General features: G+C 68.0%; 14 protein-coding genes. 8 read left to right on the top strand and 6 right to left on the bottom strand.

Annotated elements, in window-relative coordinates:
- Positions 1-125: 125 nt before the first annotated feature.
- The 4 genes from ACD584_RS11135 to ACD584_RS11120 are packed head-to-tail and all read right to left on the bottom strand — an operon-like array spanning position 126 to position 4,535.
- Entirely contained in the window at positions 126-1,751 is a 1,626-nt protein-coding gene (locus ACD584_RS11135) for an NAD(P)/FAD-dependent oxidoreductase (protein ID WP_076035773.1), read from the bottom strand.
- The gene (locus ACD584_RS11130; protein ID WP_076035774.1) at positions 1,748-2,569 is read right to left on the bottom strand and encodes a glycosyltransferase family 2 protein; all 822 of its coding nucleotides are present in this window, start codon (positions 2,567-2,569) and stop codon (positions 1,748-1,750) included. The genes ACD584_RS11135 and ACD584_RS11130 overlap by 4 nt, the downstream gene beginning before the upstream one ends.
- Positions 2,566-3,339, bottom strand: a complete 774-nt coding sequence (locus ACD584_RS11125; RefSeq protein WP_076035775.1) for a beta-ketoacyl synthase chain length factor — start codon at positions 3,337-3,339, stop codon at positions 2,566-2,568. The genes ACD584_RS11130 and ACD584_RS11125 overlap by 4 nt, the downstream gene beginning before the upstream one ends.
- Positions 3,339-4,535, bottom strand: a complete 1,197-nt coding sequence (locus ACD584_RS11120; protein ID WP_011039069.1) for a beta-ketoacyl-[acyl-carrier-protein] synthase family protein — start codon at positions 4,533-4,535, stop codon at positions 3,339-3,341. Before ACD584_RS11120 ends, ACD584_RS11125 begins: the two co-directional genes overlap by 1 nt.
- Positions 4,536-4,752: 217 nt before the next feature.
- On the opposite strand from ACD584_RS11120, the gene ACD584_RS11115 reads away from it, so the two are divergent.
- The 5 genes from ACD584_RS11115 (at position 4,753) to zwf (ending at position 12,320) form a co-directional block, all read left to right on the top strand.
- Positions 4,753-5,013, top strand: coding sequence for a YcgL domain-containing protein (locus ACD584_RS11115; RefSeq protein WP_070693869.1), 261 nt, complete (start codon positions 4,753-4,755; stop codon positions 5,011-5,013).
- Entirely contained in the window at positions 5,006-8,329 is a 3,324-nt protein-coding gene (locus ACD584_RS11110) for an ankyrin repeat domain-containing protein (RefSeq protein WP_076035776.1), read from the top strand. Before ACD584_RS11115 ends, ACD584_RS11110 begins: the two co-directional genes overlap by 8 nt.
- Positions 8,330-8,355: 26 nt before the next feature.
- Positions 8,356-8,685, top strand: a complete 330-nt coding sequence (locus tag ACD584_RS11105; protein WP_076035777.1) for a low molecular weight protein tyrosine phosphatase family protein — start codon at positions 8,356-8,358, stop codon at positions 8,683-8,685.
- Positions 8,686-8,748: 63 nt separating this feature from the next.
- Positions 8,749-10,548, top strand: coding sequence for a glycoside hydrolase family 15 protein (locus ACD584_RS11100; RefSeq protein ID WP_076035778.1), 1,800 nt, complete (start codon positions 8,749-8,751; stop codon positions 10,546-10,548).
- Entirely contained in the window at positions 10,545-12,320 is a 1,776-nt protein-coding gene (gene zwf, locus ACD584_RS11095) for a glucose-6-phosphate dehydrogenase (RefSeq protein WP_181921327.1), read from the top strand. Before ACD584_RS11100 ends, zwf begins: the two co-directional genes overlap by 4 nt.
- A gap of 288 nt (positions 12,321-12,608) precedes the next feature.
- On the opposite strand, the gene ACD584_RS11090 is transcribed toward zwf, so the two are convergent.
- Together ACD584_RS11090 and ACD584_RS11085 are read right to left on the bottom strand one after the other, a co-directional pair.
- Positions 12,609-14,420: a monovalent cation:proton antiporter-2 (CPA2) family protein gene (locus ACD584_RS11090; protein WP_042598002.1), complete on the bottom strand. Its 1,812-nt coding sequence runs from the start codon at positions 14,418-14,420 to the stop codon at positions 12,609-12,611.
- 377 nt (positions 14,421-14,797) lie between these two features.
- Positions 14,798-15,625 (bottom strand): carbonic anhydrase, encoded by an 828-nt coding sequence (locus ACD584_RS11085; RefSeq protein ID WP_076035780.1) that lies wholly within the window; start codon positions 15,623-15,625, stop codon positions 14,798-14,800.
- A 578-nt stretch (positions 15,626-16,203) separates the two neighbouring features.
- Between ACD584_RS11085 and mgtE the strand changes: the two genes are divergently transcribed.
- The 3 genes from mgtE to ACD584_RS11070 all read left to right on the top strand — a co-directional run bounded on the left by mgtE (position 16,204) and on the right by ACD584_RS11070 (position 21,850).
- The gene (gene mgtE / locus ACD584_RS11080; RefSeq protein WP_014506170.1) at positions 16,204-17,571 is read left to right on the top strand and encodes a magnesium transporter; all 1,368 of its coding nucleotides are present in this window, start codon (positions 16,204-16,206) and stop codon (positions 17,569-17,571) included.
- 420 nt (positions 17,572-17,991) lie between these two features.
- Positions 17,992-20,700 carry a bifunctional acetate--CoA ligase family protein/GNAT family N-acetyltransferase gene (locus tag ACD584_RS11075; RefSeq protein ID WP_076035781.1) on the top strand — a complete coding sequence of 903 codons (2,709 nt, stop codon included), beginning with the start codon at positions 17,992-17,994 and terminating at the stop codon, positions 20,698-20,700.
- Positions 20,701-20,806: 106 nt separating this feature from the next.
- Positions 20,807-21,850 carry a DUF475 domain-containing protein gene (locus tag ACD584_RS11070; protein ID WP_011039058.1) on the top strand — a complete coding sequence of 348 codons (1,044 nt, stop codon included), beginning with the start codon at positions 20,807-20,809 and terminating at the stop codon, positions 21,848-21,850.
- The last annotated feature ends 483 nt before the right edge of the window (positions 21,851-22,333 follow it).

The following is a 22,333-nucleotide window of genomic DNA, read 5'->3' as shown; positions in this document are numbered from 1 at the left end:
CCCACACCTGCGTGCATTCGCATGCGTGACGCAACGGGCTGCGGCCACGCTGGCAAATCATGGCCTAGCGCTAGGCTGCGGCCGCACCGACAAAAAACGCGCCGGTTAGGCGCGTTCTGTGCACTTTACGCGGCGTCGGCATACCACGCGGCGGTGAGGATCGGGTCGCCGACGGCGTTGGCGGTGAGTGCGGCCAGGCCGTGGTCGGGCAGGGCGGTGTGGCGTTGGCGGGCCTGTTCCAGGATCTCGCGGGCCAGCACCGCCATGCGCGCGATGTTGGCGTGGATGCGCGCGGCAAATGCCTCGTCGTCCAAGGTGTCGTGCAGTGCGCCGTTGAGTTCATTGAACCAGCCGATCAGGTATTGATCGAGCAGGCGGCCGTCACCGGTAACCGTGCCCAGCGCGGTGTTGTGCTGGCCCCAGTCATGCAGCACGCGCTGCATGGCCAGATTCATGTCGCGCGCATAGAAAAAGTCTGCCTTCATGCGCGCCAGCAGGCTCAGGTCGGCGATGCGCCCGCTGCAGAACAGTGGCGCCAGCAACGACCAGTAATAGGTGTAGTCCCAGATCACCTTGACCGGCATCACCTGTGCATCGCCGAACAAGGCGTACTGGTCCTGATACAGGCTCAAGGTATTTTCGTAGAACGAGAAATACAGCTGCTCGTAAAGCTCCACGTAGGGGCTGAGCGAGCGGCCGGCGCGGTCGCGGCCGATCAGTTCGCAGATGTAGGTGTTGGAGATGGCGATGAAGTCGCTGCCAGGCGAATAGAACGGGTCCAGAAACACGCCCGCCTCGCCGGTCAGCGCCCAGCGCTGGGTGGAAAACACTTGCTTGCAGCCGTACGAGAAGTTGCGCAGGAACAGGAAGTCCTGCAGCCGGTAATCGGTCTGGTCCAGGGTGGCGGCAACCTGCGGCTGATGCGTGCGCAGCCAGGCCATCGCCTTGTCATGGGTGTTCATGGTTTCCAGCGGATGCATCGCCGCATCGCAGACGATGCCCAGCGAATGCGCACCGGACGACAGCGGAATCAGCCAGAACCAGTAACCGGGCCCGCACATGTGATTGGTCGAACGCCAGCGGTCCGGCGGCGTGCAGCGCTGCAGCCAGCTGCTGTCCTGCGACCAGGCATTGGGGTCGATCAGTCCTTCCACTCGCCACCACACCGCGTTGGCGTCGTGTGCGTTGTCCTGCGCCAGGCCCAACTTACGCTTGAGTAATCCAGCGCGGCCGCTGGCATCCACCACCCAGCGCGCGTTGAGCGTGCCGGCTTCGCCGCCGCGTTCGTAGCGCACGCTGTGGTCGCTGGCATCGTCGTCGCTCAGGTCCACGCCCTTGACGCTGCAGCTGTCCAGAAACACGATGCCTTGCGCGCGCGCGCGCTCGCCGAGGAAGTTCTCGAAGCGGCCACGGTCGATCTGCCATGACGGCGTCGGCAGGATCTTGCTGACGCCCAGTTCGGTGCAGCGGTCGATGTCCTCGCGCTTGTCGGAGAAGAAGAAGCGGAAACCGAACTTGCGGATCTGCTCCGCTTCCAGATGTTCGCGCAGGCCGAGCACATCGGCGAAGTAATGCGCGCCAATCTCCACAGTTGATTCGCCGACCTTGAAGGCCGCCTCGCGCACCGGGTGCGCGCGGCGTTCCAGCACGGTGATGGCCAGTGCCGGATCGCGTTGGCGCAACTGCAGCGCCAGGCTCAGGCCGGCCAGGCCACCGCCGGTGATCACGACATCTGCGCGTTGTGCACTCATGTGGATGGATTGCTCTTGGTGACCGCGCGCACAGTAGCAAATTCGCCGTCCGGGTCGTCAATCAGCACCGGGTGTGCGCGCACGCGGCGGTATTCGCGCCAGATATGGCCGTAAGCCCACACCTGCTTGACCACGTGCGAGGTGATGTTCCACAGATCGCGGACCAGCCGGAAATGGCTCTTGCGGAAGGTGCCGGGCGAGGTGCCCGCGTACCGGGTTTCGATCGGCACCGCGACCACGCGTGCACCGGCCTGGCGCGCGGCGGAGATCAGCAGTTGTGCTTCGAACACGAAGCCTTCGCCGGGCACGTCGGGCAGGGTGAATACCGAGGCCGGATACAGGCGCTGGCCGCTCTGGCTGTCGACCAGGCGGAAGCCGCAGGCCCAGGCAATGCCCCAGTCGCCGAAGTCGTTGCCGATGCGGCGGATGGTGGGCTGGGTGGCCCGCTTGCGCATGCGCGCGCCCACGATCACTGCGCCCGGGTGGCGGTTCGCCGCAGCCAGCAGGCGCGGGAAATCGGCGGCCTTGTGCTGGCCGTCGCCGTCCATCGTCATCACCGCGCGCATACCCTGCCGCTGGGCTTCGGCAAAGCCGCTGCGCAGTGCGGCGCCCTTGCCCATGCGCTGCGGGTGGCGGATCAGGGTGACCGGCAAATCGGCGATGCAATCGGCGGTGCCGTCATCGGAGCCGTCGTCGATCACGATCACTTGCGAGCAATAGGTCAGCGCGTCGTTGACCACCTCGCGGATGCGCAGCGACTCGTTCAAGGCCGGCACCAGGATCGCGGTGTCGTCGCGGCTCAGCGGGATGCGGCTCATGGCTGCACCTCCACCTGCAGCACGCGCCCCGGGCCGGCGTACAGCGCGGTGTGGGTGCCGCCTGCGGCCAGTGAGTCGAACAGCGGCAGCATCGGCGCCATGGCGTTGGCGGCCATGTGGCGCGCCAGCGGGCCATCGCCCGGCGTGGGCACGCCGTCGTCGAAGCGAAGTGCCAGCTGCGGCTTGCCGGCCTGGCCGGGCGCACCCAGCACCAGTGCGGCGCCAAGCAGGCCTTCGCTGGGCGACACCCGCCCCAGCGGCCCGATCGAGCGCGCGTCGTAGCCCACCAGCAACACCGCCTCGGCGCCGGCGCCCAGTTGCATCAGCGCCTCCAGCAGGCCTTGCGCGAAGCTGCCGGCGCCGGCGCTGAGCGCGGTGGTCGGGGTCATCGCCCCGGCACCGATGGTCCAGTAACCGGCGGCGGCGTTGTGCACCGAGTTGTGGAACTTGGTCGGCGAGATGGCCGTTGGGTCGCTGGCCAGGGTGGTGCACATGTAGTCGGTGATCGCCAGATCGCCGTGGGTGGAGGTGAATACCGATGGCAGCGTGGTGGGGTCGCGGCCGGCGGCGTGGCAGGCGGCCAGCGCGGCGTCCAGCGACACCGCCACGGTGTCCGGCGCGCGCCGGCGCTCGTTGGGAGCGAGCAACTGGGGGGACGGACGGGTCGGGGTGTCCTGCAGGTCAGCGCCATGCGCGAACGCGACCGCCGCATCCCAGGTGGGCAGGCCCTGGGTCCAGAAACCGATGCCTTCGATGGTGGCCGTCAACATCAGCGTGCCTGCCCGAACAGCAGCGAGCAGTTGTTGCCGCCGAAGCCAAAGGAGTTGTTCATTGCGTACTGAATCCGGGAATGGGCGTTATCGAAGCGGATCTGCGGGCCGCAGGCGGGATCGGGCACCGCACTGTTGAGCGTGCCCGGCAGCAGGCCGTCGCGCAGCGCGAGCAGCGCAATCACCGACTCCACGATGCCGGCCGCACCCAGCGTGTGGCCCATCCAGGCCTTGGTCGAACTGGCATGCAGGGTGTCGGGGAAGATCGCTGCCACCGCGGCCGCCTCGACGCTGTCGTTGGCCGGCGTGGCGGTGCCATGCAGGTTGAGATAGCCCACCGCCGCGGCATCCAGCCCGGCGGTGTCCAGCGCGCCACGCATCGCCAACTGCGCGCCCAGGCCCTGCGGGTGCGGGGCCGACATGTGGTGGGCATCGCTGGATTCGCCATAGCCGTACAACCACTGCGCGGCGTCCGGCGCGGCGGCGGGGCGCTCGAGCAGGGCAAACCCGCCGGCCTCGCCCAGGCTCAGGCCGACCCGGCGTGCGTCGAACGGCTGGCACAGCTGCGGTGCCACCACCTGCAACGAGTTGAAGCCGAACAACACGCTGCCGCACAAGGTATCCACGCCGCCGACCAGGGCCGCGTCGACCACGCCGGCCGCCATCAACCGCGCCGCCTGGGCGAACACCTTGGCGCTGGACGAACACGCCGTGGCCACGGTGATCGCCGGCCCGCGCAGGCCGGTGGCGTGCTGCACGAAATCGCCCAGCGAATGCGGGGTGTGCACGATCGGGCGCTGCAGGTCGTCCGGGAAGCGCAGGCCGTGGGCGTCTTCGACCAGGCGCGTGTAGGCCTCTTCGCTGGCGCCCACGCTGGAGGTGGACGTGCCCATCACCACCGCCACGCGCTCGGCGCCATAGCGCTGGGCGGCGGCCTGCACGGCGGCGGCCATGCCGTCCTGTTGCAGGGCCAGCCAGGCCAGCTGGTTGTTGCGGCAGTCCCAGCCTTGCAGCGCGTCTGGCAGCACCACGTCTTCCACGCCGGCAACCCGGCCGATCCAGCATTCCAGCGGCTGCGGGCCGAAATCGTTGCGGCGCATGCCGCTGCGGCGTTCGCGCAGCGCGCTGGCCTGGGCGTCCAATCCGGCGCCGAGCGCAGTAGTGGCGGTGAAGGCAGTGATGGCGACCGGGGCCATCTGGGACGAACGATGCGCTTGGCTCACGGTGGTCTGGCTGGCAAAAAGTGACCGCAGTATATCGGTGGCGGGTAGGCCACCCGTTGATGGCGCAACTGAACGTGACGGTCATGTGGCTGACGCGACTGGGATTTTCCGCGCGTGCCGCGCTTTCGCCATGGCCGCAATTGGGACACAATCCTGCGACCCACATCACCTAGAGCGCGACCACGCGCGCATGCACGCCTACGTCTATAAAAGCCAACGCAAGCAGGACACGTTCGTCTATCTCGCCACGCGTGACGATTTCTCCGTGATTCCTGCCGACGTGCAGGCGCGGTTGGCGCCGTTCGCGTTCGTGCTGGACGTGGCGTTGACGCCGGAGCGCCGTCTGGCGCAGGCCGACGCGAACACCGTGCGCGCGGCGCTGGCCAGCCACGGCTTCTATCTGCAATTGCCGAAGACGGTGGTGCTGGCGGGCGAGTGCGACTATGACTGAGCCGCAGCGAGCCGCGCGGCTGCGCGCTGCGGGGCTGGCCGCTGCGGCCGGCGTGGTGCTCACCCTGCTCGGCGGCGTGGGCGGCGTTGTTGCCGCGCTGGCACTGTGGCTGGCGCAACCGGCCTTTGCGCTGGCGGTGTCGTGGCTGCGCGGCACCCGCGCGTTGCCGTCCCACCCCCGCGCACTGCTGCCAGGCCTGCCGCCTTTGCTGACGCTGTGGGGCGTTGGCCTGCTCGCCCTCGGCGCGCTGATCACCTGGCCGCTGACCGCCCTGCGCGACAGCGGCAGCCTGGCCGCCGCGCTGGCGCTCAGTGTGGCGGTGAGCGCCGCGTTGCTGGGGCTGTGGCGTACCTGGCCGCTGTGGGGCGAGGTGGAACGCGACGGCGGCCCGCTGACGCCACGCTGGCATGCATTGGCCACGCAGGAACTGCATGCCTGGCGGGGCCTGCTGGTCGCGGCCCTGGTGCTGGCGGTGTGCGGGCTGGGCGTGGCGCTGGCATGGCCGGGCGGTCTGTCCGGCGGACTGCGTTGGGGCCTGGCGGTCGCCGCGAGCGTGTTGCTGCCGGCTGCCCACCTGGTGCTGCAGCGCACCGTGCCGCCGGCGCGCACCGAGACACTGGCGCCCCGTCAGGCCGCGGATTTCTTCTCCGAAGCCGCGGCCGAACCCGGCCCGCTGGAACCGGTGGCCCAGCACCAGCTGGTGCCGGAGCTGTATGAAGCCGCCCGCGGCGGGCGCGTGGATCGGGCGCTGCAACTGCTCGAGGCCGGCGCCGACCCGCAGGCGCTGCCGCTGCCGGAATGGCGCGATCAACGCAGCCTGCCGGCGCTGGCTGCCGTGCTGCCTGACCTGCGCCTGTTGCGCGAACTGATCACCCGGCGCGTAGATGTGAACCAGCCGCACCGCGGCATGACCCCGCTGCTGGCGGCCACCCGCGACAGCTGGCATGGCCGCCCGGATGCGGTGATGACGCTGCTGGCCAACGGCGCCGACCCGCGCGCCACCGACAACGACGGCAACACGCCGCTGCACCACGCGGTGCGCAGTTCCGACCCCGGCGTGGCCGCGCTGCTGCGCGATGCCGCCGCCGGACTGGATGCGCTCAATAACGAAGGCCACTCGCCGCTGGCAATGGCCTGCCAGGTCGGCAATTGGCGCCTGGCCAAGTTCCTGCTGGAACGCGGCGCGCAGTCCGAGCCGGCCGGTGGTGCGCCGGTGTTGCTGGCGGCCGCCGGAACCGAGGAAGACGACCCGGCCGGCGTCCAACTGCTGCTCAAGCACAAGGCGCGCGTGGATGCGCGCGACCGCCAGCGCCGCAGTGCGCTGCACGAAGCCGCGCTGGCCGGGCACGGCGACATCGTCGAGGCGCTGCTGGCGGCCGGCGCGAATCTGGAAGCGCGCGACCTGCTCGGCCGCACGCCGTGGCTGGATGCCGCCCGCCAGGCCCGCAGCGCGGTGCTGGAGCGGCTGGTGGCGCGCAAGACCGACGTGCTGGCGATCGATGGCGACGGCCGCAATGCGGTGATGCTGGCCTGCGCTGCCGACACCGTGTCGCCAGCGCTGATCCGGCGCCTGCTGGAGCTGGACGTCCCCGCAGATGCGCAGGACATGCACGGCCGCCGCGCCGTGGACGTGGCCGCCGAAGCAGGCCGTTGGGCGATCGTGCGCCTGCTCGATCCGGCCTATCCGCTGCCCTCGGCGGTGAGTGACGCGCACGGCGACGGTGTCGGTCCCACCACGCAACTACCGGACCGCCCGCCGCTGGTGCTGTTGCGCGAAGGCCTGCAGCTGGGCCAGCGCGATGGCCTGGTTGCACTGGCAAGGCTGTGCGGCCCGGAAGAACTGGGCGGCCTGCTGCACGACGCGCACCTGGCCCTGAATGCCGACGCGGTCGACTGGCTGCTGCGCCACGGGGCCGATGCCGAGGTGCGCGATGCCTGCGGTGACGTGCCGATGTTCGCGCTGCTCTCGCGTGGCGTCGAAGCGATACCGGCGCTGCAGGTGTTGCTGCGCCACGGCGTCTCGCCGGCCGGTGCCGGCGGGCTGACCCGCCTGCTCAGCGCCTGCGTGCAGCACGATGCGGCCTCGCGCGGGCTGGAACAGTTCGCGCTGGAATTACTGGAACGCGGCGCCGACCCATTCGCGCCGTCGGCCGCTGGCGACCCGCCGCTGTCGCTGGCGGTGCGCCTGGGCTGGTTGCGCCTGCAGCAGTGGCTGCTCGAACACGGCGTGGACCGCGAAGCGCGCGACAGCCACGGCATGACCGCGCTGCATCTGGCCACCGCGCTGGGCCGCGAGGCCTCGCTCAAATTGCTGGTCAAGCAGGGTGCCTCGCCGGAAGCGCGCGCCGCCGACGGGCAGACCCCGCTGGGCGTGGCGTTGTCGATCGGCCGGCGCGATCTGGCCGATTGGCTGGACTGGCGCATCTGGTCGCTGCCACGCCGCACGCTGCGCGAGGCTGATGTGCCGGCCGCGGCGATGACCGGCGATACCGATGCGGTGCGGCGCCTCATCGACCTCGGCCTGCCGGTGGATGCGGTGGACGCGCAGGGCTGCACCGCACTGCTGCGTGCAGCCGGCAGCGGCCATCTGGCCGTGGTGACCCATCTGCTCGGCCGTGGCGCGGACCCGCAGCGTGCCGCCAACAGCGGCGCCACGCCATTGTCGGCGGCGGTGAGCATGCGCCAGACCGAGATCGTGGCGGCGCTGCTGGCGGCCGGCGCGCAGATCGAACACCGCCTGCCCGGTGGCGTCACCGTGCTGATGCTGGCCTGTGCGCTGGGCCTGCCGGACATCGTGGCGCGCCTGCTCGCCGCTGGTGCCGAGGTGCATGCCAACGACGACCAGGGCCTGGCGGCGCTGCATTGCGCCGCGCTGTACGGCTTCACCGCGCGCGACAAGATCCGCCTGCTAGCGCTGCTGGACACCTTGCTGCTGGCCGGCGCCGACCCGGATTACCTGGCCGGCGGGCGGGTCAGCCCGCTGCTGATGTTGCTGGGCGCGCGCGCTGAACCTGGCACCGCCTGCGACGAGCAGGTGGTGCTGGCCGGTGTGGAGCGCCTGCTCGACGAAGACGTGGCGCTGGACGTGGCCGATCAACGCGGCTTCGGCCCGCTGCATCTGGCGGCCCTGCATGGGCTGCCCCTGCTGGTGCAGCGCCTGTTGCGTGCCGGCGCCGATTCGGACCGTCGCGACGCGCTCAACCGCACCCCGCGCGAGATTGCGATCATGCGCGGCTTCATCGACGTGGCTGGCCAGTTCGAACCGGCGTTGCCGGGGGTGTCGTCGATGGCGCGCTTCCTGCGCGAAGGCCGCTGAGCCAGCGCGCCTTCGCGCCGTTGCGGGTGCTGTTCGTGTGCAGCCGCAACCGGCTGCGCAGCCCTACCGCCGAGCACGTCTTCGCGCAGTGGCCGAATGTGCTCACGCAATCGGCCGGGCTGGCGCCCGATGCCGAGCAACCGGTCACACCGGAGCTGCTGCACGACAGCGATTTGGTACTGGTGATGGAGCGCCGCCATCTGCAGCTGTTGCGCCGGCGCTTCGCTGCGCACCTGCGGCACTGCCGTGTGGCCTGCCTGCAGATTCCCGACGACTACACCTACATGCAGCCGGAACTGATCCGCCGGCTGGAACACACGGTGCCACCACTGCTGCGTTTGCCGGTGCATTCGTAACCCGATCCCGACACCTCGCGTGCAACACTGGTGTTTGACTCGCACGAAGGAAGCGCCCACCCGATGAGCGTCCGTATCGAGGACCACGCCATGCTGGGCAATTGCCACAGCGCGGCCCTGGTCGACCACTGCGGCACCATCGACTGGCTGTGCCTGCCACGCTTCGATTCCGATGCAGTCTTCGCCTCGCTGCTGGGCACGCCGGAACACGGCCAATGGGCGCTGGCACCGGCCGCCGATTTCCGCAGCGAGCGCGCCTACGAAGACGACAGCCTGGTGCTGCGCACCCGGCTCATCACCGACACCGGCACGGTGGAACTGGTCGACTTCATGGTGGCCAGCGACGACGGCGAGGTGCATCAGCATCTGGTGCGCATGGTGCGCTGCGTACAGGGCGAAGTGCCCATGCACATGCGCCTGACTTTCCGCTTCAATTACGGCCGCACGGTGCCGTGGGTGACCAGCATCGATGGCGGCATTCGCGCCATTGCCGGTCCGGATCAGCTGGCACTGCGCACGCCGCAGACGCTGCAAGGCAAGGACCTGGGCACCGAAACCGACTTCACCCTGCGCGAGGGCGAAAGCACCTGGTTTCTGCTCAGTCACGGCCTGTCGCACCAGACCGTGCCGCCGGCCATCGACCCGGATGAAGCCCTGCAGCGCACCACCGCGTTCTGGCACGGCTGGGCGCGGCGGTGCACCGATGTGGGGCCGTGGACGCAGCAGGTGAAGCGATCGCTGGTGGTGCTGAAGGGGCTGAGTTATCTGCCCACCGGTGGCATTGTCGCCGCGCCCACTGCCTCGCTGCCCGAACACCTGGACGGCACGCGTAACTGGGATTACCGCTACTGCTGGCTGCGCGATTCGGTGTTCACCCTGATCGCGTTGTTGCAGGCCGGCTACCGCGATGAAGCCTCGGCATTTCGCGATTGGGTGCAACGGGCCATCGCCGGTTCGCCGGATCAGCTGCAGGCGCTGTACGGCATCGCCGGCGAGCGTCGCCTGCAGGAATGGGAAGCGCACTGGTTGCCCGGCTACGAAGGCTCGGCCCCGGTGCGGATCGGCAACGGCGCGGTAGACCAGTTTCAGCTCGACGTCTACGGCGAACTGATCGGCGCGTTTCACTACGCACGCGAAAAAGGCGTACCGCCGCCGGCCGATGACGACGGTTCTTCGGCCTCGCTGCTGGAGCATTTCCTGGAAATGCTCGAAGACCTGTGGCGCACACCCGACGAAGGCATCTGGGAAGTGCGCGACGAACGCCGCCACTTCGTGCACTCCAAAGTCATGGCATGGCTGGCCTTCGATTGCGGCTGCCGCGACGGCATCACCAATGCCAGCGCCGAAAAACGCGCGCATTGGGGCCGCATCGCCGAAGAAATCCGCACCGAGGTGCTGGAAAAAGGCGTGCACCTGGATGGGTATTTCGTGCAGAGCTACGGCTCGGATCGGCTGGATGCCTCGTTATTGCTGATTCCCATCGTCGGCTTCCTGCCACCGGATGATCCGCGCATTGCTGCCACCGCCGACGCCATCGCGCGCGATCTCACCATCGATGGGCTGGTCGAACGCTATCGCGCCGACGACAGTGCCGACGGCCTGCCGGCCGGCGAGGGCACCTTCATCGCCTGCAGTTTCTGGCTGGTGGAAAACTACGCCTTGCTTGGCCGCACCGAGCAGGCGCGCGCATTGCTCGAGCGCCTGCTCGGGCTGTGCAACGACGTGGGCCTGCTCGCCGAAGAGTACGACCCTCGCAGCAAACGCATGCTTGGCAACTTCCCGCAAGGGTATTCCCACGTGGCCCTGGTCAATGCGGCATTGCGCCTGCATGGACGCATGGGCGAGAAGGAGACGCATCCATGAGTGAGCAAGTGACCACCCCGCCGTGCATCATCGTGGTGTTCGGTGCGCGCGGTGATCTGACCCGGCGCCTGGTGATGCCGGCGCTGTACAACCTGCGCCGCGCCGGTGCACTTGGCGAGGAATTCGCCATTGTCGGCATGGACCACGGCGACATTACCGAGCGTGCCTGGCGCACCAACATGGGCAAGGCGATGACCGAGCTGCTGAGCAGCCGCGATGCCGAGTTCCAGGCCGATGGATTCGATACCGATACCTGGGACTGGTTGCGCGAGCGCATGCATTACGTGCGCGGCGACTTCACCGACTTGCGTGCCTACCAAGCGCTGGACGGCGTGCTGGAAAAACTGCACAAGCGCTATGGCACCCGCGGCAATGTGCTGTTCTATCTCGCCACCGCCGCGCGCTTCTTCGAGCCGGTGCTGCTGAATCTGGGCGAGGCGGGGCTGGTCAAGCAGCGCGAGGGCGCCGGCTGGCGGCGGGTGATCGTGGAAAAACCGTTCGGCCACGACCTGCCCAGTGCCAAGCATCTCAATGCCACAGTTGCGCGCGTGCTGCACGAAGACCAGGTGTTCCGCATCGACCATTTCCTGGGCAAGGAAACCGTGCAGAACATCCTGGCATTCCGCTTCGCCAATGGCCTGTTCGAGCCGGTGTGGAACCGCGACCGGATCGACCACGTGCAGATCACCGCCGCCGAAACCATCGGTGTGGAAGGGCGCGGGCGTTTCTACGATCCCACCGGCTGCCTGCGCGACATGGTGCCCAACCATTTGTTCCAGCTGCTGGCGATGATTGCGATGGAGCCGCCGGCCGCGTTCACCACCGAGGCGATGCATCGCCGCCGCGCCGAGGTGATTGAAGCGGTCCGCCCGATCAAACCCGAAGACGTGGTGCGCGGGCAGTACGCGTCCGGTGCGGTCAATCGCAGCGCCGTGCCGGGATACCGCGAAGAAGACACGGTACCGGACGAGTCGGAAACCGAAACCTTCGTGGCGATGAAGTTGCAGGTCGACACCTGGCGCTGGGCCGGCGTGCCGTTCTATCTGCGCACCGGCAAGCGCCTGCGCGAACGCACCACCGAGATTGCGATCCGCTTCAAGCCTGCACCGTTGGCGCCATTCCGCAGCACCGAAGTGGGCGGCTACGGCCCCGACTGGCTGGTGCTGCATATCCAGCCCGACGAAGGCATCTCGCTGCAGTTCGACGTCAAGCGCCCGGGCGCGCAAGTGGCGTTGGCGCCGGTGCGGATGGACTTCCGCTACCGCGACTGGTTCCCGAAGGAATACACCGTTGGCTACGAGCGTCTGCTGCAGGACTGCATGAATGGCGAGGCTGGCCTGTTCCAGGATGCGGCGATGGTGGAAGGCGCGTGGCGCATCGTGCAGCCGATCCTGGATGCGTGGAAGCAACCGCCCAGTGACTTCCCCAATTACGCGGCTGGCAGTGCCGGCCCGTCGGCGGCCGATGCGTTGCTGGCGATGAATGGCGGGCACGCCTGGCGTGCGCTCACCCCGGGCCGCAAACCGCCGCCGCGTCGCCCGCCTGAGGCACGTGCGGGTGCGGCGGCACCGGCGAAGAAGAGCGCCAAGAAGGCAGTCAAGAAGGCTGCGAAAAAAGTCGCCAAGGCGCTTGCCAAGCGCAGCGCCGCGGTTGCCGGGAAATCTGCAGCAGCGGCGTCGCCGAGCAAGGCGACCACCAAGGCGGTCACCAAGCGCGCCACCAAAAAGGCGACGAAGCCGGCAACCAAAGCCGTCAAGAAGAGCGCTTCGTAGAGACGCGGAAAGAGTGCGTAGGAGCGCGCTTGCGCGCGATGAGGCCTTATCGGGAATGCCGCATCGCGCGCGAGCGCGCTCCTACGTGTGTGCGGCTGGCGTGCATGGGAGATGCGGACCCATGGCGAATTGAGGTTGTTTTGGGATGTCGCTCTGGAACGGGAGCATCCGGTTTTGGGCTTCTGTACGGATAGAGATGCGGTAACGCCGCATCGCGCGCGAGCGCGCTCCTACGGGCTTCCCTCAACTGCGACTAAGCGCGCGTGATTGCATGCGCCCTTGCGTGTCTTATCGCTCGGGCGTAACCGGTGCAGGCTCCGGATCCACTTCGGCCTTGACGTCGGCTTCGAACAGATGCATCAGGTCTTCGCGTGCATCGCGCGAGGTCTGGATCACCTTGGCTTCGTCGTCGTAGACCAGATGCTGGCGGCGCAGCAGGTCTTCGTCGTGGTGGCGGAAGCGTGTGACGTGCTCCTGCGCGTCGGCCTCGCCAAGCCCCAGTGAGGTCAGTACGCGCCCGCCCAACTCCAGGCTGGAGGCGAACACTTCGCGGAACGGCTCGGCGCCCAGGTCCATCAGTTTCCAGGCGTGCTGGCGGTTGCGCGCACGCGCCAGCACCGTGGCGTTCGGGTACAGGCGGCGGATCAGCCGCACCGTCTTGATGTTGGTGTCCGGGTCGTCCACCGCGATCACAAAGACCTTGATGCGCTCGGCACCGGCGGCGCGCAGCAGCTCCGGGCGGGTCGGGTCGCCGTAGTACAGCTGGCTGCCGAAGCGGCGTAGATCCTCCACCGTGTCCGGGTTGTGTTCCAGCGCCACGAACGGCACGTGCCGCGCGGTGAGCAGGCGCGCGATCACCTGGCCGAAGCGGCCCATGCCGGCGATCAGCACCTTGGGCGTCTGCGTATCGATGGTGTCGTAGGGGCGCTCGGATTTGGGCACCTTGATACGCAGCGGGCCATTGAGCACGCGCTGGATGCCGAGCAGCAACAGCGGCGTCAGCGCCATCGACACACCCACGATGGCGACCAGGCGGTCGTGGTTGGCGGCGTCCAGCAGGCCGACGCGGTCGGCCTCGTTGAACACCACGAACGCAAATTCGCCGCCCAGCCACAACACGCCACCCAGCATCAGGCTGCTGCGCAGCGGCAGCTTCGCCACCGTGCCGATCCCCACCAGCAGCGCGAACTTGACCAGCAGCAAGATGCCCACGCCGGCGGCGATCAACCACGGTTCGGACACCACCCGGTCCAGATCGATGCCCATGCCCACCGAAATGAAGAACAGCCCCAGCAGCAAGCCTTCGAACGGCTCGATCTGCGATTCGAGCTCGTGGCGGAATTCCGAATCGGCCAGCAGCACGCCGGCGATGAAGGCGCCCAGGCTGGCGCTCAGGCCGGCCTCCTGCATGATCCAGGCAGTGCCCAGCACCACCAGCAAGGCGCTGGCGGTGAACACCTCGGGCATGCGCGTGCGCGCCACCACATTGAACAGATGCCGCAGCACGAAGCGGCCGCACAGGATGACCAGCGTCAACGCCACCAGCGCCTTGGCCACGTCCTGCCAGTCCAGCGTGGCATTTTTGCTGCCGCCCAGCAGCGGAATGGCGGCCAGCAGCGGGATGGCGATCAAGTCCTGGAACAGCAGGATGGCGAAGGCCAGTCGTCCGTAATCGCTGCCCAGCGCCTTGCGTTCGGCCAGCAGCTGCAGGCCCACCGCAGTGGACGACAGCGCCAGCGCCACGCCGACGATGAGCGAGGTTTTCCAGCCCAGTTGCCCGGCCATCAGCAGGCCGCCCAGGATCAGCGCGGTCATCACCACCTGGGTGGTGCCGGCGCCGAACACCGAATGGCGCATCACCTTCAGCCGCGCCGGCGACAGCTCCAGCCCGATCACGAACAGCAGCATCACCACACCGATCTCGGCTGCACCGCTGATGCGTTCGGCATCCTGCACCACGCCCACGCCATCGGGCCCGAGCACCACGCCGGCAACCAGGTACGCCAGCACCGCACCCAGGCCGAAGCGCTTGAACACCGGCACGGCCACGATCGCCGCCAGCATCAGGACCAAGGCCAGTTCGAGGCCGCCGCTATGCATGTTGCACTCTCCGTTGAGGTGCGCATTATGCCGCGCAAGGCAGGCAGCCGGCTTGCATGCCTGTGCCGGGGCCGTTGACAGCGGCCGTCACGGCTGAGCCTTGACCCCGCCTTCAGACAATGGCGGCCGAGTGCTCTTGTTGCGTGCGGTGGAAGCGGAGCGTGCCCGTCCCCCAAACCCCGGCACGACGACGCAAGCCGCCGCGCGCGATCCGCACGCGTGCAACGCGCTGATCTCCGCTATGCCACGCAAGGCAGGCAGCCAACCCGACAGCTAACGCACAACGGACGTCGGCTGTCGGTCTAGCGAGTAGACGCGGAGCTAGGAGCAAACAGTGTTCAGCGCGCTGCGATGGAGGCGGCGCGCTTGCGCCGGGCTCAGTGGCTCTTGAGCAGGAAGCGACGATCCAGCGGCTGCAGCGGGCGCGCGTTGAACGGGTACACGCGCTCGAACGCGTTGATCTGTTCCCTGGACACCTGCACCGGCTGACTCAAGACCACCCAATCCACCGTTTCGCTGCAGGGCGGGGTGGTCAGCGAGCCTTCGTAGCGGTAGAAGCTGCGCTGAGTGGCGGGCGGGAGAAAATCGCTGGCGCGCACGACCGCATCGGCCACCTGCCGGGTCTGGTTCTTGTCGTTCGGCATGGCATCGAGCACGCGCTGGAAGGCCGGATTGGCCTTGCCGGTCTCGAAGAAGATCGCCAGCACGCCGAGCGTTCCGTCCGGGCCCTGGTGCACGATGTGCGCCTCCATCGGAAAGCGCCGGCCATTCAATAGGTGCTCGCTGGGATGATGGAAATGCAGCTGCAGGGCATCGTACTGCTTGCCGCCGACCCGCATCGTGCCGCCGGCATGCAGATCCAGCTGGATGGAGTGGCCGGTGTTGCGCACCACCAGCGGCACGGCGCCGTAGTCCAGTTGCAGCTTGCCCAGCGTGGCGTCGATCGCGTCCTTCAGATCGATGGGGCTGTTCTGCTGCCCATTGCCGCACAGCGCATTTTCCTTGGCCAGTTCGGCCCAGTGCTCGGCGCCTTCCGGGCCGGTGTAGCCCCACTCGTGCCCGTCATGCTGGGTGGTTTCATGCGCGTGCACCGGCGTGGCGTCGGGCAACACGGTCTGCGCCATCGCCACCGTGCCCCAACCAGCGGCAACGCATAGGCACACGGGACTGGCGCGATGTAACAAAAACGACTTGAAAGACGGCATGAAAGGTTCCTGGCAAAGCAACGGAGTGGCGCGGATGCGATGGCCGGTGCGGCTCCCGCAAACGCTGTGCGGGAACGGCGATGCCGGGAAGCGAACTGTACCGATTGCCGTGCCGCACAGCACAGGTTTGCGACAGCCGGTTCACTGCGGCCGATCGGCGCATGCGCATCTACGTGCAGGATGCAACGGCAACCGATGGCAACGCTGCGCCTTGCCGCTGCGCATGCCCCGCGCCTATGTGCACGACGCAGCAGGATCTGTGCGTGTCGCAATTTTGTTGCAGGCGAAACGCCGCTGCCAATCGTCGCGACGCGTGACAACGCTGGCTGCGTGCAGCACGCGATTGCCCTGCCAACGCCCACTTAAGCGCGCCGCACGCGAGGCATTGACCAGGCGGACACATGCGCGCAGACTGCGCCGCGCACCGACCGGGGCATCCGCTCGGCCGCACTTACGGAGCTCACTCTCATGTCCAGCGACAGTCACCCTAGACCCGGGTCGATGACCCAGCTGACGAGCGCCTGAGGCTTCAGGTTCGCCGGCTGTCATCGACGACGGTCGTCACCAGGCGAACCCCCATGTACAACGAAACCCTGCGCCTTGCCCAAGGCGTCGATGCATTGACCGCACCCCTGGCCGAACTCAACACGGCCGATGCGGTGGAATATCTCAACACCCTCGACCGCGACGCCGCCGCGCATCTGCTGGCGGTGTTGCCGCAGCCGCGTGCGGTGAAGCTGCTCGAACAACCCGAGCTGCGCGATGCCAGTGCGCTGGTTGCGCAGCTGCCGGCCGAGCATGCCGCCGTGCTGCTCGGGCAGATGGCCGACGACCGCGCCACCGACATCTTCCACGGCCTGGACGCCGATCAACGCGAGCCGCTGTTGTGGCGGCTCAGCGCAGAAGCGCGGCTGTCGATCCAGGCCTTGATGCGCTACCCGCCCAACACCGCCGGTGCGCTGATGACCACCGAGTTCGTGGCGGTGCCGTCGGACTGGACGGTGGGACGCACCTTGCAGCACATCCGCGATGTGGAGCGCAGCCGCGAGACCGTGTATGCGATCTATCTGCTGGATCCGCACACGCGTGTGCTGCAGCAGGTGGTGACCATGCGCCGGTTGATCACCGGCGCGGCCGAGGCACCGATCCTGGAGGTGGCGCAGGTCAATCCGCCGGTCACCGTAGACCCGGCCCTGGATCAGGAAGAAGTGGCGCGGCTGATCCGCCGCCATGACCTGCTGGCGATCCCGGTGGTGGATGCCTGCGGCCACGTGCTGGGCATCGTCACCGTGGACGATGTGCTGGATGCGTTGATCGCCGAATCCACCGAAGACGTGCACAAGTTCGGCGGCATGGAAGCGCTGGACAAGCCGTACATGCAGATTGGCTTCGGGCAGATGATCAAGAAGCGCGCCGGCTGGCTGAGCGTGTTGTTTCTGGGCGAAATGCTCACCGCCAGCGCCATGCAGCACTTCGAGGACGAGCTGTCCAAGGCGGTGGTGCTGACCTTGTTCATTCCGTTGATCATGAGCTCGGGCGGCAACTCCGGCTCGCAGGCCACCTCGCTGCTGATCCGCTCGCTGGCATTGCGCGAAATCCGCCTGGGCGACTGGTGGAAGGTGGCGCTGCGCGAGTTGCCCACCGGGCTCACGCTGGGCGCGATTCTGGGCGTGCTGGCGATCGTGCGCATCGCCATCTGGCAGAACGCCGGCCTGTACGACTACGGCCCGCACTGGCAGATGGTGGCGCTCACCATCGGCGCGGCGCTGGTGGGCATCGTCACCTTCGGCTCCTTGTCCGGCTCGATGCTGCCGTTCGTGTTGCAACGCTTCGGCTTCGATCCCGCCAGTGCCTCGGCGCCGTTCGTGGCCACCTTGGTGGATGTCACCGGGTTGGTGATCTATTTCAGCATTGCCGCGGCGATTCTCAGCGGAACCTTGTTGTAAGGTTCGCTGCAAGGCCGGGCAGGGACGTGGACACGGGCAGGAAGGCCCATGATCTTGCGGGCCGTGCCCGGCCGTCTTGAGATAAAGGAAAGGCGCGTTCGCCACCCAATCCGGAAGTGCTGGTTGGCCTGCTGCGCTGCTTCGACGAAAGTTACACGATGGCCTACGGCGCGACGCGTTGCCGGCAGGGCACCTCGACATTTGTGAAGTAACGGCGCTGCCCGCACCGCCACGGCTGCGTGCGCACGGGCAGGCCGTTGCCGCGTCCGATGCGTTGCAGCCAAGAGGTCCGACGACCATGACGCAGTGGAGCAACTCCATCGCACTCCACAGCAACGCACGGTCACACACGGGCCGCAACGGTGCCCTCGCACGCCACTGCGTGTACCGTAGCGCGATGGTTTCTGCATCTTCTGCACGATGAGTACGTATCACCTGCAACAGGTGTTCCGCCCCACCACCGTCGCGGTGGTGGGCGGCAGTCCGCGCGATCGCTCGGCCGGGCGCGCGGTGGTGCGCAACCTGCGCGCGGCCGGGTTTCCCGGGCAGATCGGCTGGGTCAGCCCGCGCTATACCGAAATCGACGGCGTGCGCACGGTGGCACGGTTGACCGACCTGCCCTGGGTGCCGGACCTGGTGGTGATCACCGCGCCGGCGCGCATCGTGCCGCGCATCGTCTCCATCGCCGCGCGGCGTGGTGTGGCAGCGGCGATCATTCTCACTGCCGGCCTGGGCAGTGGTGCCGGCTCGCCGGCCGCGCGCGTGGAAGCGGCGGCGCGCGCCAAGGGCATGCGCATCCTCGGCCCGCACTGCCTGGGCGTGATCGCCCCGCATGCGCGGCTCAATGCCAGCATCGCCGCGCATTGCCCGCAGGCCGGCGACCTGGCGCTGATTTCCGAATCCAGCGCCATTGCTGCGGCGCTGGTGGAGTGGGGCGTGGCGCGTTCGGTGGGGTTTTCGGCGGTGGTCTCGCTGGGAGACACGCTGGACGTGGATTTCGGCGATCTGCTGGATTACTTCGCCACCGACTACCGCACCCGCGCGATCCTGCTGTATGTCGAACGCATCGGCGATGCGCGCAAGTTCATGTCGGCGGCACGCGCCGCCGCGCGCGCCAAGCCGGTGGTGGTGGTCAAGTCCGGGCGGCAGTTCCGCATTGATCCCAACGCCGACACCCACGCGCAGGCGCTGGCCGGCTCGGATGCGGTGTATGGCGCCGCGTTCGCGCGGGCCGGGCTGTTGCGGGTGGGGGCGCTGGACGAATTGTTCGCCGCGGCCGAAACGCTGGGCCGCCTGGGCAGTTTCCCCGGCCGCCGGCTGGCGATCTTGAGCAATGGCGGCGGGGTGGGGCAGTTGGCAATGGACCAGCTGTTGCTGCGCGGCGGCACCCTGGCCGAGCTGTCGGCCAAGACACTGGAGCGGCTGGATCAATCGCTCCCCGAAGGTTGGTCGCGCAGCAATCCGGTGGACATCATTGTCGACGCCGATGGCGAGCGCTATGCGGCCGCGATCGAAGCGTTGCTGGACGATCCGGAGAACGACGCGCTGCTGGTGGTCAACGTGCCCACCGCCTTCACCTCCTCGGCCGATGCGGCCAAGGCGCTGACCCGCGCGCTGGAACAGCGCAGCCGCTACCAGCGCGAGAAACCGGTGTTTGCGGTGTGGCTGGGCCAGGACGACGCGGCGATCGCCGCGCTCAACGCCGCACGCGTGCCCACCTACGCCACCGAGTCGGACGCGGTGCGCGGCTTCACCCACCTGGTGCGTTACCGCGAGGCGCAGGCGGCGTTGATGGAAACCCCGCCCAGCCTGCCGGAAGATTTCGTGGTCGATGCCGGCGTCGGCCGAGCGGTTGTCAACGAAGCGCTGGCCGCCGGCCAGCGCTGGCTGGATCCGGTCGCCACCAACCGCCTGCTGGCCGCCTACGGCATCCCGATCGTGCCGGTGCAGGTGGCCGCCACCGCCAACGAGGCCGCGCTGCTGGCCGACCCATTGTTGGCAATGGGGCGTACGGTCACTTTGAAGGTGCTCTCCAGCGAGATTGCACACAAGTCGGACGTGGACGGCGTGCGCCTGAACCTGTCCAGCGTGGCAGCGGTGCGCGAGGCGGCGGCCGGCATCCTGGCGCGTGCCCGCGCCGCCCACCCCAATGCGCTGATCGAAGGGGTGATCGTGCAGCCCACCGTGCTGCGGCCCAAGGCGCGCGAACTGATCGCCGGCATTGCCGATGACCCGGTGTTCGGCCCGGCCATCGTGTTCGGCCGTGGTGGCACCGCGGTGGAGGTGATCAACGACCGCGAGCTGGCGCTGCCACCGCTGGACCTGCGCCTGGCCCACGAACTGATCGGCCGCACCCGCGTTTCGCGCATCCTCAAGGCCTACCGCGACGTGCCGGCCGCCGACGAGCGCGCGGTGGCGCTGGTGCTGGTCAAGCTGGCGCAGCTGGCCGCCGACATCCCCGAAATCACCGCGCTGGACATCAACCCGCTGCTGGCCGACCGCGAGGGCGTGATTGCGCTGGACGCGCGCGTGGCGGTGGCGCCGGTGCGCAAGCTGCACAAGGGCCGCGGCCATCCGCGGTTTGCAATCTTTCCGTACCCCAAGGAATGGGAGCGTCGCATCGCGCTGGGCGATGGCGCGCACGCGCTGGTGCGCCCGGTGCGGCCCGAAGACGACGCCCTGTTCCGCGCGTTCTTCGCCCGGGTCACCGACGAAGACCTGCGGTTGCGGTTCTTCCAGTCGGTCAAGCATTTCAGCCACGAATTCATCGCGCGGCTGACCCAGCTCGACTACGCGCGCTCCATCGCACTGGTGGCCATCGACCCCAAGACCGGCGACATGCTCGGCGCGGTGCGCCTGCATGCCGACGCCGATTACGCGCGTGGCGAGTACGGCATCCTGATCCGCTCCGACCTCAAGGGCCACGGCATCGGCTGGCAGCTGATGCGCATCATGATCGAGTACGCGCGCTGGCTGGGCCTGAAACTGATCGAAGGCCAGGTGCTGCGCGAGAACCGCACCATGCTGGCGATGTGCCAGAGCCTGGGCTTCGGCGTGCGCCCGGATCCGGACGACCCGACCCTGATGGCGGTGACACTCCCTATAATGGGCGAGCCACGCCCGGCCTGACTCCCCGTCACGCCGCGGTCCCCCATCCTCCACCGCATGCCGGACCGGCCAGGCCTTGCCCTGGTGTCGCCGTCCGGCTGTCGTCTCGGCCCGCCTGGGAGTGTCAATGTTTCGCGATTTCAGAATGTCGTTTTTGGTTACTGCGATCTGCCTGGGCCTGGCGGCCTGGTGGGGTCACACCTCGTCGATGGGCATCTGGCAGGCGTTATGGCTGTGCCTGGTGCTGAGCGTGCTGGAGGTGTCGCTGTCGTTCGACAACGCGGTGGTCAACGCCGGTGTGCTCAAGCACATGAACGAGTTCTGGCGGAAGCTGTTCCTCACCGTGGGCATCCTGATCGCCGTGTTCGGCATGCGCCTGGTGTTCCCGATCGTGATCGTGTCGGTGGCCACCGGCATGGGCCTGGTGCCGGTGATGCAAATGGCGCTGAAGGAGCCGGACCGCTACAGCCAGGTGCTGACCGACCACTACCCGTCCATCGCCGCCTTCGGTGGCATGTTCCTGCTGCTGGTGTTTTTGAACTTCCTGTTCGACCAGGACCGCAAGCTGCATTGGCTCGGGCCGGTGGAGCGGCTGGTCGGCAAGCTGGGCAAGGCCGATGCGATGTCGGTAATCGTGGCGGTGTCGGTGCTGCTGGGCACCAAGCTGTTCCTGCCCGATGCGGTGTTCCAGAGCGTGCTGTTCGCCGGGCTGGGCGGCATCCTGCTGTATCTGCTGGTGGGTAGCGTGGATGCCTTGTTCGAGGCCGAAGAGAGCGAAGACGGCAGCATGGGCCCGGCCAAGCGCTCGGGCATTGCCGCCTTCCTGTATCTGGAAGTGCTGGACGCCTCGTTCTCGTTCGACGGCGTGATCGGCGCCTTTGCCATCACCCGCGACGTGGTGATCATCATGCTGGGCCTGGCGATCGGGGCGATGTTCGTGCGCTCGATGACCGTCTACCTGGTGCACAAGGGCACCCTGGACGAGTTCGTGTTCCTGGAGCACGGCGCGCATTACGCCATCGGCGTGCTGGCGATCATCATGCTGGTGGGTACCGTCTACCACGTGCCGGAAGTGCTGACCGGCCTGATCGGCGTGGCCTTCATCGCCGCCTCGGTGTGGTCGTCGATCCGCTACCGCAAGCGCCACCACATCGGCCCGACCGAGATCTGATCCCGCCACGGGCCGCGCTCCGCTTAAAAGCGGCTACGGAGCGCCTTCGTGGCTGTCGGATGGGTGCTGCTGACGGACCGGCGCCGCTCCTTCTGTGGCTTGGCTGCAGGGTCCTTGCCCGCCCACCATCGCGGGACACGCTGCAAGTACGTCCTTGTAAGCTCTTACGCGGCATCCATGCCGCGTAAGGTCCCGCGACGGTGGGCGGGCAAGGACCAGTCGAGAACGTCGGTGTGCATGGCTTTCATAAAAGAAGCGACCGACCAACCCTCTGGTGCGGTGTCCTCGCCGCTTGCGGGACCGTGTGGCGGCATGGATGCCGCCACCGAGCCCCCAGGGACGGGTTCACGGAGTGTCCCGCGAGCGGCGGGGGCACCGAGCCCTCGACCGCAATGCCCAGTAGAGCAAGCCGCTTCCCGTCTTGATGCGGCAGTTGGGGAATTTTCCTCCCCACGCTGGGCTGGCCACCTGACACCGTTCCGT

It is taken from the genome of Xanthomonas sp. NCPPB 2922, from assembly GCF_041520885.1.
In the GTDB taxonomy this organism is placed as follows: domain Bacteria; phylum Pseudomonadota; class Gammaproteobacteria; order Xanthomonadales; family Xanthomonadaceae; genus Xanthomonas; species Xanthomonas campestris.
The sequence above is the reverse complement of the archived record's forward strand: the minus strand, read 5'-3'. Positions and strand labels throughout refer to the sequence as shown.